Raw genomic sequence first — 14410 nt, 5'->3', positions numbered from 1 at the left:
CGCTTCCCCGAGGCGCTCCCGGCGGGCGGCGGCCCGGCCGAACGGGGCGCACACGCCCGGCGGGCAGCGCGGCACCTCCCGCCGGAGCCCGGCGGCGCCGGCCGCGTCGCGGAGGCGGGGAAGCCCCCGTCCGCCCCCAGCCGCCCTCAGCCGCCGTCGACCGTCAGCCGCTCCGGGCGGCCGCCGGTGACGAGGGTGGTGAGAGCCGCGTCCACGCTGTGCCCCAGGAACCAGTCACCGGTGTGGTCGAGGCTGTAGACCCGCCCCTCGCTGTCGACGGCCAGAACGGCCCGCCCGCTGCCGGGCTCCGCACCCGGGGCCTCCTCGCCCAGCGGGCAGATCTCCGTGCCCAGCGCCCGCCCCAGATCGGAGAGCGTCCGCGCCAGGTGCAGCCCGCACATCGGGTCGATCAGACAGGTCGTGGGCGCCACCTGGAGCCCCGCTGGGGCACCCGCGATCCGCAGCCCCCCGAACTCGGCCCACGCCTCGACGGCAGCCGGGAACACGGTGTGCCGGTGGCCCGCCGGCGACACATGGGCGCGCAGGGCGTCGGCCCACATCTCGGCCTGCCGGATGTCCCAGCGGCCCGGCCGCCAGCCCGCCTTCCGCAGAGCGGCGTCCACGGCGACCGCGAACCGGTCGGTGGCCGTACGGTCGAAAGCGCGCACATCAGCTCCTGTCCGGGGCGGACACCGAGGGGTCGACGGCACGGACGCCGAAATGCGCCAGCAGCGCCGTGCAGGACCGGCAGGGCGGGGCGTACCGGCCGTGCCGGGGGTCGCCGTCCTCCCGGATGTGACGTGCCGTCAACTTGGCCTGCTTCAGCGCCTTCCGCGCCTCGCCCTGGGTCAGCGGCCGGCGGGCGGCCCGCTTGCTCCGCGCACCCTCGACCTCGGCCAGCTGCCGGGAGAGCAGCAGGGCCTCGGGGCAGCGGCCGGTGAATCGTTCACGCTGAGCCGTGCCGAGCCGGTCGAGGAAGTCCTGGACCAGCGGATGGAGCACCGGCCGCCGGTCACCCCGCCCCGCCGTGGCTGTGAGCGTCTTCCCGCGCACGGAGAGCGCCGCGGCGACCGCGGGCAGAATGCCGTCCCGGCGGTGCCGGAGAACCGGCGGCCGCGCGGGACCGGCGTCGCTGCTCCATCGCAGCCGCGGGTCACCCGGCGGGGTTGCCGGGAGGTCCTGGGTGGCGCTCATTCGGTGGATCCCCTCCTGTGCAATCCCCCTGGTTGCGGGGACAGCCTGCCAAACCGCCGGGGAAATCAGGAAGTCCGGCGGGCACCCTCCGCGCGTCGCACGACCGCAGGTCACCGGCGGGTGACAGGTCGTCACAGGAAAGACGACAGACACCCCGAAAGGGTTATCCCGGGCCGCCCGGGGACGGAAGCGCGCCCGCCCCGCGAACACCGGTGCAGCCACTCCGGGCGCCTCCGGGGGCCCGGGGCACCCGGCCCGGGCCCGTACGAGCCCCTCCCCGGCGCCCGAGGGCCCCGCGCCCCCGCACCGAATACCCCCGAATGGCGTACACCCCTGCCCCGTCACCGGGACGGGACCCGCACCCCCGGCACCGCATAGGCTGTGCGCCAACATCGGACGCAGCAGGGGGCAACCGCCATGACGACAGGCCGGCCCGGGCTGGGGGCGCCTCCCAGCCCCCGGGCGGGGGAACACCCCGCGCCACCCAACACCGCCTACGCCGGGCAGATCGTGCACTTCCCGGACCCGGTCCGCGCCGCCCGGTACCCCGGCGGCGTGCGGATCGACGAGAACGGCCGTCCGGACTTCGCCCCCTATGCGCGCGCGGCCGCCGAGATCGCCGACCCGCCCGAGGGCTTCGGCGTCGACGAACTCCGGCTCACCGACTACGTGTCGGCCAACGCCGCCCTGCACGCCGCGGGCCACGACCTCTGGGGCAGCCTCCCGCCGGTGGCCACCCCGCACGGCTGGACCTGGCACCACGTACCGGACAGCCGCCGGATGGAACTCGTGCCCGCCGAGGTCAAGGCGCTGCTGCGGCACCACGGCGGACTGGCCACCGCCTCCGTCGACCAGGACAAGCGCGGCACCCGCCCCCTGCAGGAGACCCGGCCCGCCCACCTCGGGCTGCCCAAGGGCGCCCTGTCCGTCACCGAGGCGCAGGTCCTCGGCGCCGAGGAGGACCTCGGCTACCGGCTGCCCGGTGCCTACCGCTCCTTCCTCAAGGCGGCGGGCGGCTGCGCGCCGGTCGGCGCCGCGCTCGACGCCGGACTGGGCCTCCTCGTCGACCAGCCGTTCTTCACGGTGCGCGACGAGGCCGCCGTCAACGACCTCGTCTACGTCAACAAGTGCCTGCGCGACCACCTCACCAAGGACTATCTGGGCGTCGCCTTCGTCCAGGGCGGCATCCTCGCGGTCAAGGTGAAGGGGTCGGCGCTCGGCTCGGTGTGGTTCTGCGCCTACGACGACGCGCGCGACCACGACGGCCTCACCGTCCAGGAGCGGGTCGAACAGCTCCTGCTGCCCTGCGGCGACGACTTCGACGACTTCCTGCGGCGGCTGGCGGGCAGCCCGCCCGAACTGGAGACCGTGGCCAACCTGATGGTGGACGGCGGCTTCGCGTACGCCGTCCCGGTGGAGGGATGAGCGCGATGGTGACCTTCGCACAGGCGCAGGAGCGCGCCGAGGAGTGGATCAACGGCGACGTCCCCGCGTACCAGCACCGCGAGGTGAAGGTACGCGAGTTCGACCTGGGCTTCGTGGTCTGGGCCGAGGACCGCGAGGACGGCCCCACCTCGGACGGCGGCCGGTCCCGGCTCGTCATCGCCCGGGACAGCGGCGACGCCACCCTGTGGCCCGCGCTCCCGGTCGGCGAGATCATCCGCCACTACGAGGAGCGCTACGGCGCGGCCCCCCTCGACACCGGCGACGAACCGGCCGAACGGCCGCAGCGGGTCGACCTGGAGGCCACCTCCTTCCTGCTGACACCTCCGCAGTGGCTCCAGGACGCCGCCGACCAGATCGGCATCCCCGACCGCAGGCGGGACTCCGCCGCGCCGGCCCCGGGCTCCGGACCGGCGGCGGGCGCGGACACGGGCCCGGGCACCGCTGCGGGCCCGGGCCCCGGCGGCACCTCGGGAGCGGGCTCCGGCACCGTCTCCGGCGCGGGATCCGGCCCGGGTGCCGGCGCGGCTCCGGGCGCGGGCACCGGCCCCGCCACGCACCCCGCCCCCGCCGCGGCCGCCCCGTCCGGCGGCACGCCCGTCGCGGGCACCGCCTGGCCCGAGGCCGGCTCGTCCGGCGCCTCCGGCTCCCCGGGCGGAACGGGCTCCGCCGCCGGGAACACCCCGGGCCCCTCCACGGGGGACGGCGCCACCCCGGCCGCCCCCGGCGCCGTACCCGGCCCCGCCGCTCCTCCCGGCGGCACCCCCTGGGCCGGCACCGACATCACCGCGGGGCCCGACGACGCCTCCGTCGACCTCCCAGCCACCGTCTTCGCGCCGCCCCTGGCCGGCGAGGACGGAGACGAGACCGCAGGCCCGCAGCAGAGTTCGCGGGCGCACGACCGGACGGAACTGATGTCCGGGGGCAGCCAGTTGCCCCGCACCACCGTCGCCCCGGCCGTCGGTGAACCGTCCACCCCGGGCGGCACCGGTACCGGCGGCGCCCCGGCTCCGGGCGGCACGCCGCGGGCCCCGCAAGCCCCCCAGGCCCAGCAGGCCCCGCAGGCCCCGGGCACGGGTGCGCCCCCGCCGCCCGGCCCCCCGGGAGCCCCGGGAGCGTCCGGCGCCCCCGGCACTCCCCCGCCGCCCCCCGCACCCGGCGCACCGGGTGGCGGCGCGCATCATGCCGCCACCATGCTCGCCGGACCGAACCCGGGCGGCCCCGCCACCCCGGGAGCACCCCATCCCCCGGGCCCGCCCGGCACCCCCGGCGCGGGCACCCCGCCACCCCCCGGGCCGCCCGGCACCCCCGGCACTCCGGGTACGCCGGGCGCCTCCGGCGGCGACCCGCACTACCAGGCGACCATGCTCGCCGGACCCAACCCCGCCGGCCCCGCCGCCCCGGGAGCACCCCATCCTCCCGGCCCGCCCGGCACCCCGGGCGCCGGCGCGGGCACCCCGCCACCTCCCGGCCCTCCCGGTACCCCCGGCGCATCCGGTGGGCCGGGCGCCCCCGGCGGCGACCCGCACTACCAGGCGACCATGCTCGCCGGACCCAACCCCGCCGGCCCCGCCGCCCCGGGGGCACCGCACCCCCCGGGCCCGCCCGGCGCCCCGGGTAGGCCACCCGGCGCCCAGCCGCCGCCACCGCCGCCCGCCCCGGGCGCGTACGGCTACCCGCAGGCACCGGCCGGCCCGCCCATGGTGGGCCCCGGCTATATGGCCGTCCTCCGCTACCGCGCCCAGGACGGCTCGGAGCAGCAGATCATCCGCCGCTCCGCCTACGGCACCCCGCACCCGGAGTGGCAGATCCTGCACGAACTGCGCGCGCAGAACGTCCCGCCGCAGCAGGTGCTGGAACTCCACACCGAACTGGAGTCCTGCGACCTGCCCGGCGGTTACTGCGCCCGGATGGTCCGCGAGACCTTCCCCCAGGTGCGGATCAGCCACACCGCCCCCTACGGCCGTGACCACGCCACACGGCAGCAGGGCGTACGCCATCTGATCGAGCACCAGGGCGAGTTGCACCAGGTGGCCGACGGCCCGGCACGCCCCGCGCCGAACCGGGTGCCGCTGCCGCACCCCGGCCAGGTGCCGCCGATCCCGCCGGTGCCGGCCGAGGGCCTCGCCCACGAACTGGCCCAGTCCTTCGGCCCGCAGGGGCTCTTCCGGTTCGACCAGCACGCGGTGTCCCGGCAGGGCGTGCCCGACATCGTCGCGCAGACCCTGGTGTGGGCCGGACTGCCGGTGGACTTCGGCCCGTTCTTCTGGGCCCAGGCCCAGCCCGGCCGCCCCGTGCCGACCCTGGCCGAACTGGCGGCCGAACGCGGCGTGCAGCCCGCCCCGGACGCCGGCTCGTACCTCGTCATGGGCAGCGACTTCGGCCGCCAGCTGTGCGTGCAGTACGGCACGGCCAACATCGTCGCCGTCCCCATCGAGGCGGGGCCGGGCGGACAGCCGGTGCCCCCGCAGTTCGTCAACACCGGACTGCCCGAATTCGTCCGCTGCATGGCCATGCTCGGCCGCATGTGGCGGCTGCGCTACGGGCTGACGCCCGAACAGGCCGGCCGCTGGACCGTCGACTTCCAAGCCCAGCTGATCGCCCTCGACCCCGCCTGCCTGTCGTCCCCCGAGAGCTGGTGGTCCGTCATCCTCGAACAGATGTGGGACGGACTGCTCTGACCCCGGCGGCCCGCCGCCCTCGTCCCTCCCGGTACGCCGCCGGGTGCCCCGGCAACCCCGGGCACCCGGCGGCGTCCTCACACGGCCCGGCCCCCGCCGTGCCCACCCCGCCGCACCGGACCCCATTCCGGCTTCGCGGCCGATGCCGCATCCTTGAACAGGGACGGAAGGGCGGAGTGTCGCGTTATGGGCGCCTGACCCGCATCGGAAAGATATGCGCCGGAGCGGATCTCACAATCGGGACGAAAGGGCTCAAAATGAGTGCGACTGTGTCACCCCACGGGATCGCCACCGTACGCGGCCACCGGCGCGGCTACCGGCCGGAGCAGGTCAACCGCGCGATCGCCGAACTCACCGGCACCCGCGACGAGGCCCTCGACCGCGCCGGCCGGCTCGCAGCCCGCGCCGAGGACATGGAGACCGAACTCACCCGGCTCCGCGAACACGCCGCACAACTCCCCCCGCAGACCTACGAGGTCCTCGGCGCCCGCGCCCGCGAACTCCTCCTCACCGTCGAGGCCGAGGCCGCCGAACTCCGCGCCCGCGCCGAGGCCACCGCCCAGACCCTCCGCGACGAAGCCGACGCGACCGCCCGCACCCTCCGCGACGCCGCCCGCGTCGACGCCACCGCACTCCGCAAGGAAGCCGACCACTGGGCCGAGCAGGCCCTCGCCGCCGCCCGCGAGATCGCCGGCAAGACCCTCACCACCGCCCGCCGGGCCGCCCAGGAACAACGCGCCCAGGCAGCCGCCGCACTCAAGGACGCCCGCGAGCAGGCCACCCGCCTCCAGGCCGAACAGGAACGCGAACTCGCCGCCCGCCGGGCCGACGCCGACCGGGAACTCTCCGCCGCCAGGGCCGCCACCGAGAAGCAGGTCACCGAACTGACGGAACGCGCCGAGACCCTCCTCGCCCGGGCCCGCGACACCCACGCCGACGCCGAGGACACCGCCCGGCGCGAACGCGACGAAGCCGAAGCCCGGGCCGCCGACATCATCGCCCAGGCCCACGCCCGCCGCGAACGCGTCGAACGCGAAACCGAACGCGCCCTGCGCGACCACGCCAGCCGCCGCGACACCCTCCGCGCCCAGATGGAACACATCCGCACCAGCCTGGCCACCATCACCGGCCGCGGCACCCGCCGCGACACCGACCACCCCCGGGCAGGCGCCGGCGAACACCCTCGGGACCCGGCCGGAGACCACACCCCGGAACGCCCCGGGCCCCGCACCGAGGAGCAGCCTCCGGCCAGCGGCACGGAACACCGCCCGGATCCCTCCCGCGACCGGAGCCCCACCCCCGACAGCGGATCCGTACCCGGCCCGGCCCCGGCCCCCGGCACTGAGGACTGAGGACTGAGCGAGCACCGCACCCGTCGGCACCGGACACCAGAACGGCAGCACCGGCAACCGGCCCGGCCGCCCTCAGCCGCTCAGGGCCCCAACCGCTCCGGGCCGCCCCCAGCCCACTCAGGGGCATCCGCTCCGAACCGGTCTCAGCCGCTCCGGTCCGGCAGCACCGCCGACACCCGGAACCCCCCCGAGTCCGTCGGGCCGAACACGAAACCGCCCCCCAGCGCCGTCACCCGCTCCCGCATCCCCACCAGACCGTTCCCGCCACTGGGCAACCGCGCGTCGGAACCGCCCTCCGCCGCCGGACCGTTCTCCACCAGCACCGCGACCTCGGACTCCCGGTGCGCCAACCGCACCCGTATCTCCGCACCCGCCGCGTGCTTGTGCACATTCGTCAACGCCTCCTGCACCACCCGGTAGGCCGTCTGCTCCACCTGCGGCGCCCGCTCCCGGGCCGCCTCCCCCTCCACGGAGAACTCCACCACCATCCCGGCCGCCCGGGACTCACCGACGAGAACCTCCAGGTCACCCAGCCCCGGCCCCTCGGCCTGCTCCGCCGTTGTGGACGGCCGCGGCACCGACTCCACCGCCACAGCCGCACCCGGCCCCGCACCCCGCACCTCCGGAGACACCACGGCCCCGGCCGGCACGGCCACCCGCTCCGCACCCCCGGCCGCGCGCCCGCCACCCCCGTCGCCCCCCGGAGCCGCCACCGGCCGCCCGGCGCCCGGGCCGGACCCCGCACCCGGACCGGCCCCCGCCCGCGAACCCGCATCCGGGCCCGCGCCCGGCTCCGCATCCGCCTTCACCGCCGACCCCGAGCGCAGCACCCCCAGCATCTCCCGCAACTCCGTCAGCGCCTGCCGCCCCAGATCCCCCACCAGACCCGCGTTCTTCACCGCCCGCTCCGGGTCCTTCACCGCGACCGCCTGCAGAGCCGCCGCATGCACCACCATCAGACTCACCCGGTGCGCCACCACGTCGTGCATCTCCCGCGCGATCCGCCGGCGCTCCTCGTCCCGCGCCCACTCGGCACGCTCCTCCGCCCGCTCGGCCAGCAGCGACAGCTCCCGCTCCAGACCGTCCGCACGCTCCCGCAGACTCTCCACCAGCCGCCGCCGCGCCCCCACGTACAACCCCAGGAACACCGGCGGCGCGGTCAGCCCCAGCGACATCAGCACCGGCGCCAGCAGCACCACCCACTCCGGCGCCACATACTCCTCTTGCTGCCCCAGGTCCCGCTGGAACTGGATGAACGTCACCAGCAGCGTCCCGGCCATCGACATGCCCGCCAGCACCGCCGTGATCCGCCGCGGCACCTCCGACGCCGCCAGCGTGTACAGGCCCACCAGCCCCAGCAGCAGCCCCATCTCCGCCGGCGAGACCGCCACCGCCACCAGCACCACCGCGATCGGCCAGCGCCGCCGCACCAGCAGCACCGACCCCGCCACCACGCCCAGCAGCACCCCCAGCACCACCGGAATCCGCGCCTCACCGGCGAACGCGTACCCCTCCGCCGCACACTCCACGACCGACGCCACCGTCAGCGCGACGTCCAGCGCCATCCCGCGCCGCCGCTCCCACCACCACGGCCCCGCGGGCGCGCCCCGAGCGCCCGATTCCGCGGCTTCTACTACCCCCGATGTGGTCATAACGTCCACCCTAAGGCCGCACTCCACGGATACCGGAGCGGGGCATCCACACAAACCGGACTCGAACGCGGTCGATTTCTGCGACTTCCACCCGAACTGCTGAATCGCCCGTATTTCCGCCCACCCGCACATACGGACGGCCGACCCTGATCCCATGACCGACGTACGACGCCGCGACGGCGATGGCACGGGCGGACTCCGGGACGGCTCCGCGACCTTCGAGGACCTGCGGGAACGAGCCGTCGCACTGCGCAGAGAAGGACTGAGCCGCAGGCAGATCCGCGACCGGCTGAAGGTGCACAACAACAACCTGCTCAACCGCCTGCTCGACGGCGAGCCCCCACCGGACTGGACGAAACGGCCCAACGCCAAGGACGACCTGCGCGCCGCGGCCCGTGAGATGCGCTCACGCGGGATGACCTACGACGAGATCCAGCTCGAACTGGGCTGCTCGAAGAGCTCGATCTCACTCTGGGTACGCGACCTGCCGAAGCCGGAACGGGCCCCCAGGACACCGGTCGAGGCCTCCGCGGCGGCGCAGAGGAGCCGGGAGGCCATGCTGCACCGGCGAAACTTCGAGCGCTGGCAGACAAAACTCTCGGCCGCGTACGAGATCGGCAACCTCAGCCGGCGGGAGCTCTTCCTGATCGGCGTCGGCCTGTACTGGGCGGAGGGCGCGAAGGACAAGCCGTACGACCGGCGCGAGAAAGTCGTCTTCGTCAACAGCGATCCGGGCATGGTGTCCACGTTCCTGGCCTGGCTGGATCTACTCGGAGTGACCGCTGGGCAGCGACGCTACTCCCTCAACATCCACGAGTCGGCGGACATCGGCCGTGCCGAGCACTTCTGGCTGGAGCACACCGGTGCCGCCCCGGACCAGTTCGGCAAGACGGCCCTGAAGAAGCACAACCCGAGAACCACCCGGAGGAATACGGGTGACAACTACTACGGCTGCCTTGCCATCCGCGTGAACGACAGCGCCGATCTATACCGTCGCGTCGAAGGCTGGTGGTACGGCATAGTAGTAGCGGCCGAGCGGACAGCTTAACCAAATGTCCGAATTGGCCACTTATGCCATCCGCTGTGGTGTAATGGGCAGCACTGGGTCTTTTGGTGGCCTAAGTCCGGGTTCGAGTCCTGGCAGCGGAGCTGATCACCACCTCTCACGGGCCCCGGCCGCACGGCCGGGGCCCGCGCGCGTTCCGGGCCGAAACACCCCGGTATCCTGCGGGTGTCCACCATCCGAAGCCGAAGGGCACACCCGTGAGCGTCAACCGCCCGGCAGCCGTCGTCGTCCTCGCCGCGGGTGAGGGCACCCGTATGAAGTCGGCCACTCCCAAGGTCCTGCACAGCATTTGCGGCCGCTCCCTCGTCGGACACGTCGTCGCCGCTTCCCGTGAACTCGATCCCGAGCAGCTCGTCGTGGTCGTGGGCCACGCCCGCGAGCAGGTCGCCGCGCATCTGGCCGGGATCGACCCCGCCGCGACGACGGCCGTGCAGTACGAGCAGAACGGCACCGGGCACGCCGTGCGGATGGGGCTGGAGTCCCTGGCCGCGGCCGGCCGCGCGGCCGACGGCACCGTGGTGGTGGTCTGCGGCGACACCCCGCTGCTCACCGGGGCCACGCTGCGGAGCCTCGCCGGCACCCATGCCGCGGACGGCAACGCCGTGACCGTCCTCACCGCCGAGGTACCGGACTCCACCGGCTACGGCCGCATCGTGCGCGACCCGGCGGACGGCGCCGTCACCGCGATCGTCGAGCACAAGGACGCCACGGACGAGCAGCGCGCGATCACGGAGATCAACTCCGGGGTCTTCGCGTTCGACGGCCGGCTGCTGGCGGACGCGCTGGGCAAGCTCCGCACCGACAACAGCCAGGGCGAGGAGTACCTCACCGATGTGCTGGGGATTCTCCGCGAGGCGGGGCACCGGGTGGGCGCGGCCGTGGCGGCCGACCACCGGGAGATCCTGGGCATCAACAACCGCGTGCAGCTGGCGCAGGCGCGGCGGTTGCTGAACGACCGGCTGCTGGAGGCGGCGATGCTCGCCGGGGTGACGGTGGTGGATCCGGCGACGACGTGGCTGGACGCGACGGTGGTGTTCGAGCCGGACGCGGTGGTCCACCCGGGTACGCAGTTGCACGGTGCGACGCGTGTGGCGGCGGGCGCGGAGGTGGGTCCGGACTGCACGCTGACGGACACGTCGGTGGGTGCGGGCGCCCGGGTGGTGCGGACGGTCGCGGACGGGGCGGAGATCGGCCCGGAGGTGTCGGTGGGCCCGTACGCGTATCTGCGGCCGGGGACGCGGCTGGCGCGGAAGGCGAAGGCGGGCACGTTCGTCGAGATGAAGAACTCGCAGATCGGTGAGGGGACGAAGGTGCCGCATCTGTCGTATGTGGGTGATGCGACGATCGGGGAGTTCTCCAACATCGGGGCGGCGAGCGTCTTTGTGAACTACGACGGTGAGAGCAAACACCGGACGACGGTCGGCTCACATTGCAAGACGGGTTCGGACAACATGTTTGTGGCTCCCGTCACCATCGGGGACGGGGCCTACACGGCCGCGGGGTCGGTCATCACGCGTGATGTGCCGCCGGGTTCGCTGGCCGTGGCCCGGGGCCAGCAGCGGAATATCGAGGGCTGGGTGGCCCGGAAGCGTCCCGGGAGCGCCGCCGCGCAGGCGGCTTCCGCAGCTCAGGAGGAGGGTGACGGGGCCTAGCCCTCGTGCCGGGGTGCGCCGCGCTGGGCGTACCGTGAGAACTGCACCCAAAGTGCGCCCCCTGTTCCCCCAGAGTTTGATGTCGCTGCCAAGGAGACTGTGCTGTGACCGGGATCAAGACGACCGGCGAGAAGAAGTTGATGTTCTTCTCCGGCCGCGCCCACCCCGAGCTCGCCGAGGAGGTCGCGCACCAGCTCGGTGTCGGCCTGGTCCCGACGAAGGTGTTCGACTTCGCCAACGGTGAGATCTACGTCCGTTATCAGGAGTCGGCGCGCGGCGCGGACTGCTTCCTGATGCAGAGCCACACGGCTCCCATCAATAAGTGGATCATGGAGCAGTTGATCATGGTCGATGCTCTGAAGCGGGCTTCGGCCCGGAGCATCACCGTGATCCTGCCGTTCTTCGGTTACGCCCGGCAGGACAAGAAGCACCGGGGCCGGGAGCCGATCTCGGCGCGGCTGATCGCCGATCTGCTGAAGTGCGCGGGTGCGGACCGGATTCTCACGGTGGATCTGCACACGGACCAGATCCAGGGTTTCTTCGACGGTCCGGTGGATCATCTGTTCGCGTTGCCGGTCCTCGCGGACTACGTGGGGGCGAAGGTGGACCGCTCCAAGCTGACGGTGGTGTCTCCGGATGCCGGCCGGGTGCGGGTCGCGGACCGCTGGTGCGACCGGCTGGGTGCGCCGCTGGCGATCGTGCACAAGCGGCGTGACAAGGATGTGGCGAACCAGGTCACGGTGCACGAGGTGGTCGGTGATGTGAAGGGCCGGATCTGTGTGCTGGTCGACGACATGATCGACACGGGTGGCACGATCACGGCGGCCGCGGACGCGCTGTTCGCGAACGGTGCGGAGGACGTCATCGTGACGGCGACGCACGGTGTGCTGTCGGGTCCGGCGGCGGACCGGCTGAAGAACTCGAAGGTGAGCGAGTTCGTGTTCACCGACACGCTTCCCACGCCCGGCGAGCTGGAGCTGGAGAAGATCACGGTGCTGTCGATGGCGCCGACGATCGCGCGTGCGGTGCGTGAGGTGTTCGAGGACGGTTCGGTGACGAGTCTCTTCGAGGAGCAGGCCTGACGGTCCGGCACGGTCACCGCCGGGAGTCGCCGCTGACGTGCACCGCTGATGTGCGCCGCTGATGTGCGCCGCCGGGCGGTGACCGGTCGCGGGCGGGCCTCGCAGGCCGGACGGTAGATCGACTTGGGGGCGGCCTCCCCGCCGGGTAGACTCGTGGAGTTGCTCGGCGAGGGAGGCCGCACTCGTGTGCGGTGTCCGTTATCGACGCGCTCTTCGTAGCAGGTCTGTCGTGGGCCGGGTGACGGCCGTCAGATCAGATCCGTACGGGCGGTGGCCGTTTCCGGGCGCCGTCGGGTACGCAGTACGAGGAGTGCAGCCATGGCTGAGGTCAAGATTCCCGCCGAGATCCGCTCGGAGTTCGGCAAGGGCGCCGCGCGCCGTCTCCGCCGTGAGGAGAAGGTGCCGGGCGTCGTCTACGGCCACGGCGGCGAGCCGGTGCACGTGGCGATTCCGGGTCACGAGCTGATGATGGCGCTGAAGACGCCGAACGTCCTGATCCGCCTGGCCACGGACGGCAAGAGCCAGCTCGTCATCCCCAAGGCCGTGCAGCGCGAGGCCATTCGCGGCTTCCTGGTCCACGTCGACCTGCTGGTCGTGAAGAAGGGCGAGACGGTCACGGTCGACGTCCCGATCCACACCGAGGGTGAGCTGGCCCCGGGCGGCAACCTTCTGGAGCACATGCTGGACGCGCTGCCGGTGGAGACCGAGGCCACGCACATCCCGGAGGCGTTCACCGTGTCCGTGGAGGGCCTGGAGGCCGGTGCCTCGATCCAGGCGAAGGACGTCACGCTGCCGAAGGGCACGGCGCTCGCCGTGGACGGCGACACCGTGGTCCTGCAGGTCGTCTCCACGCAGGCCGAGGCTCCGGCCGAGGGCGAGGAGGGCGAGGGCGAGGAGGCCTGAGCCTCCGCCGCCCCGCCGCGAGGCGCCGCGCTGTGACCGCCGTCCCGCTCCGCTGGAGCGGGGCGGCGGTCGTGTATCCCTGGACTTCCGACCCACGAGACCGGGACCGGGATCCCCGGACCCGGGCACCGGCAGGAGAGACGTAGATGAGCGATGCGGACAGCCCCTGGCTGATCGTGGGCCTGGGCAATCCCGGGCCGGAGTACGCGGGCAACCGGCACAACGCCGGTTTCCTGGTGGCCGATCTGCTCGCCGCGCGGGTGGGCGGGCGGTTCAAGGCGCACAAGGCGCGGGCGCAGGTGGTGGAGGGCCGGCTGGGGGCACCGGGGCCGGGCAGCCGCCGGGTGGTGATCGCCAAGCCGATGTCGTACATGAATCTGTCGGGTGGCCCGGTGTCGGCGCTGCGCGACTTCTACAAGGTGCCGCTGGAGCGGGTGGTGGCCGTCCACGACGAGCTGGACATCGACTACGGGGCGCTGCGGCTGAAGCTGGGCGGGGGCGACAACGGCCACAACGGGCTGAAGTCGATGACGAAGGCGATGGGCGCGGGGTACCACCGGGTGCGGTTCGGGATCGGGCGGCCGCCGGGGCGGATGGATGTGGCGGCGTTCGTGCTGAAGGACTTCTCGGCGGCGGAGCGCAAGGAGCTGGACTACTTCGTGGACCGTGCGGCGGATGCCGTGGAGTGCCTGGTCGAGGACGGTCTGGAGCGGGCGCAGAGTACGTACAACAGCTGACGGCGGCATCTTTCACCGTCTAACGGGACAGGGTCCCGCAACCGGGGAGCGGCGGTTGACCGGGTGGTTTCCCATGGCCAAGGATCGCCCGCATGGCACCGACGAAGTCCAAGCGCCGCCCCGCCGTCCGCCGGGCGGGAGAGAGCGCCTACGGGCTGCTGCTGGTCGGCAAGCAGGCGTTGATGGCGGCGGTGGCCCTGCTGGTGCTGATCGCGGGGGTGTTCACGTCCTGGGACGCGGCGCAGCACGCGATGCTGACGAAGGGGCGCGAGCGCGGCACGGTGACCATAGAGCGCTGTGACGGGGATGTGTGCGGGGGCCGGTTCGAGCCGGCGGCCGGGGCGCCCGCGGGGGCGGACGCGGAGCGGCGGACGGTGACGGTGGTGGAGGCCGCGGGCCGGGAGCGCGGGGAGCGGCTGCCGGTGGCGGTGAAGCCGGGGACGGACGAGGCGGTGCGGACGGGGCTGGGCGGTGTGCTGCACGCGTGGATCCCGTTCGCGGGGGCGCTGCTGCTGGCGGCGCTGGTGGTGGCGGGCGGGCTGCGGATGCGGCGTACGGCGTGGTGGCTGGGGCTGGCAGGTGCGGCTCTGCTGGGCGGGGCGTTTCTGACGCTGTGAACCAGGGGCTGCCGGGCGCGGCCGGAACGCG

General features: G+C 73.8%; 12 protein-coding genes and 1 tRNA gene. 10 read left to right on the top strand and 3 right to left on the bottom strand.

Annotated elements, in window-relative coordinates; translation table 11 throughout:
• Positions 1 to 146 precede the first annotated feature (146 nt).
• Both LIX60_RS18925 and LIX60_RS18920 read right to left on the bottom strand, forming a co-directional pair.
• Positions 147 to 668, bottom strand: a complete 522-nt coding sequence (locus LIX60_RS18925; protein WP_227959506.1) for an SUKH-3 domain-containing protein — start codon at positions 666 to 668, stop codon at positions 147 to 149.
• Between the two features lies 1 nt (position 669).
• Positions 670 to 1194, bottom strand: a complete 525-nt coding sequence (locus LIX60_RS18920) for a YwqJ-related putative deaminase (protein WP_227959505.1) — start codon at positions 1192 to 1194, stop codon at positions 670 to 672.
• Positions 1195 to 1611: 417 nt separating this feature from the next.
• Here LIX60_RS18920 and LIX60_RS18915 point away from each other — a divergent pair, with 417 nt between their 5' ends.
• From LIX60_RS18915 to LIX60_RS18905, 3 genes are all read left to right on the top strand, one after another.
• Positions 1612 to 2619: an SMI1/KNR4 family protein gene (locus tag LIX60_RS18915; RefSeq protein WP_227959504.1), complete on the top strand. Its 1008-nt coding sequence runs from the start codon at positions 1612 to 1614 to the stop codon at positions 2617 to 2619.
• 5 nt (positions 2620 to 2624) lie between these two features.
• Positions 2625 to 5318, top strand: a complete 2694-nt coding sequence (locus LIX60_RS18910; protein WP_227959503.1) for an SUKH-4 family immunity protein — start codon at positions 2625 to 2627, stop codon at positions 5316 to 5318.
• A 257-nt stretch (positions 5319 to 5575) separates the two neighbouring features.
• Positions 5576 to 6670 (top strand): cellulose-binding protein, encoded by a 1095-nt coding sequence (locus tag LIX60_RS18905; protein WP_227959502.1) that lies wholly within the window; start codon positions 5576 to 5578, stop codon positions 6668 to 6670.
• Positions 6671 to 6813: 143 nt separating this feature from the next.
• Here LIX60_RS18905 and LIX60_RS18900 read toward each other — a convergent pair whose 3' ends face one another.
• Complete coding sequence (locus LIX60_RS18900; RefSeq protein WP_227959501.1) at positions 6814 to 8322, bottom strand: sensor histidine kinase; 1509 nt, start codon at positions 8320 to 8322, stop codon at positions 6814 to 6816.
• 154 nt (positions 8323 to 8476) lie between these two features.
• Between LIX60_RS18900 and LIX60_RS18895 the strand changes: the two genes are divergently transcribed.
• The 7 genes from LIX60_RS18895 (at position 8477) to LIX60_RS18865 (ending at position 14379) form a co-directional block, all read left to right on the top strand.
• On the top strand, positions 8477 to 9370 hold the full coding sequence (locus LIX60_RS18895; protein ID WP_227959500.1) for a hypothetical protein: 894 nt from the start codon (positions 8477 to 8479) through the stop codon (positions 9368 to 9370).
• 29 nt (positions 9371 to 9399) lie between these two features.
• Positions 9400 to 9471, top strand: a tRNA-Gln gene (locus LIX60_RS18890).
• A gap of 114 nt (positions 9472 to 9585) precedes the next feature.
• A complete protein-coding gene (glmU, locus tag LIX60_RS18885; RefSeq protein WP_227959499.1) occupies positions 9586 to 11040 on the top strand; it encodes a bifunctional UDP-N-acetylglucosamine diphosphorylase/glucosamine-1-phosphate N-acetyltransferase GlmU in 1455 nt (484 codons plus the stop codon).
• A 104-nt stretch (positions 11041 to 11144) separates the two neighbouring features.
• A complete protein-coding gene (locus LIX60_RS18880) occupies positions 11145 to 12122 on the top strand; it encodes a ribose-phosphate diphosphokinase (protein WP_019711758.1) in 978 nt (325 codons plus the stop codon).
• A 318-nt stretch (positions 12123 to 12440) separates the two neighbouring features.
• The gene (locus tag LIX60_RS18875; RefSeq protein ID WP_227959498.1) at positions 12441 to 13025 is read left to right on the top strand and encodes a 50S ribosomal protein L25/general stress protein Ctc; all 585 of its coding nucleotides are present in this window, start codon (positions 12441 to 12443) and stop codon (positions 13023 to 13025) included.
• Positions 13026 to 13171: 146 nt separating this feature from the next.
• Positions 13172 to 13762, top strand: a complete 591-nt coding sequence (gene pth / locus LIX60_RS18870; RefSeq protein ID WP_227959497.1) for an aminoacyl-tRNA hydrolase — start codon at positions 13172 to 13174, stop codon at positions 13760 to 13762.
• A gap of 92 nt (positions 13763 to 13854) precedes the next feature.
• Positions 13855 to 14379 (top strand): hypothetical protein, encoded by a 525-nt coding sequence (locus LIX60_RS18865; protein ID WP_227959496.1) that lies wholly within the window; start codon positions 13855 to 13857, stop codon positions 14377 to 14379.
• The last annotated feature ends 31 nt before the right edge of the window (positions 14380 to 14410 follow it).

Source organism: Streptomyces sp. S07_1.15 (assembly GCF_020739505.1).
In the GTDB taxonomy this organism is placed as follows: domain Bacteria; phylum Actinomycetota; class Actinomycetes; order Streptomycetales; family Streptomycetaceae; genus Streptomyces; species Streptomyces xinghaiensis.
This window is presented reverse-complemented; position numbering and strand designations above follow the sequence as displayed.

Excerpts from the sequence above, each read along its gene's own strand:
- pth (WP_227959497.1), top strand. The coding sequence starts at position 13,172 with ATGAGCGATGCGGACAGCCCCTGGCTGATCGTGGGCCTGGGCAATCCC.
- LIX60_RS18920 (WP_227959505.1), bottom strand. The coding sequence starts at position 1,194 with ATGAGCGCCACCCAGGACCTCCCGGCAACCCCGCCGGGTGACCCGCGG.
- LIX60_RS18865 (WP_227959496.1), top strand. The coding sequence starts at position 13,855 with ATGGCACCGACGAAGTCCAAGCGCCGCCCCGCCGTCCGCCGGGCGGGA.
- LIX60_RS18915 (WP_227959504.1), top strand. The coding sequence starts at position 1,612 with ATGACGACAGGCCGGCCCGGGCTGGGGGCGCCTCCCAGCCCCCGGGCG.
- LIX60_RS18905 (WP_227959502.1), top strand. The coding sequence starts at position 5,576 with ATGAGTGCGACTGTGTCACCCCACGGGATCGCCACCGTACGCGGCCAC.
- LIX60_RS18900 (WP_227959501.1), bottom strand. The coding sequence starts at position 8,322 with ATGACCACATCGGGGGTAGTAGAAGCCGCGGAATCGGGCGCTCGGGGC.
- LIX60_RS18875 (WP_227959498.1), top strand. The coding sequence starts at position 12,441 with ATGGCTGAGGTCAAGATTCCCGCCGAGATCCGCTCGGAGTTCGGCAAG.
- LIX60_RS18895 (WP_227959500.1), top strand. The coding sequence starts at position 8,477 with ATGACCGACGTACGACGCCGCGACGGCGATGGCACGGGCGGACTCCGG.
- LIX60_RS18910 (WP_227959503.1), top strand. The coding sequence starts at position 2,625 with ATGGTGACCTTCGCACAGGCGCAGGAGCGCGCCGAGGAGTGGATCAAC.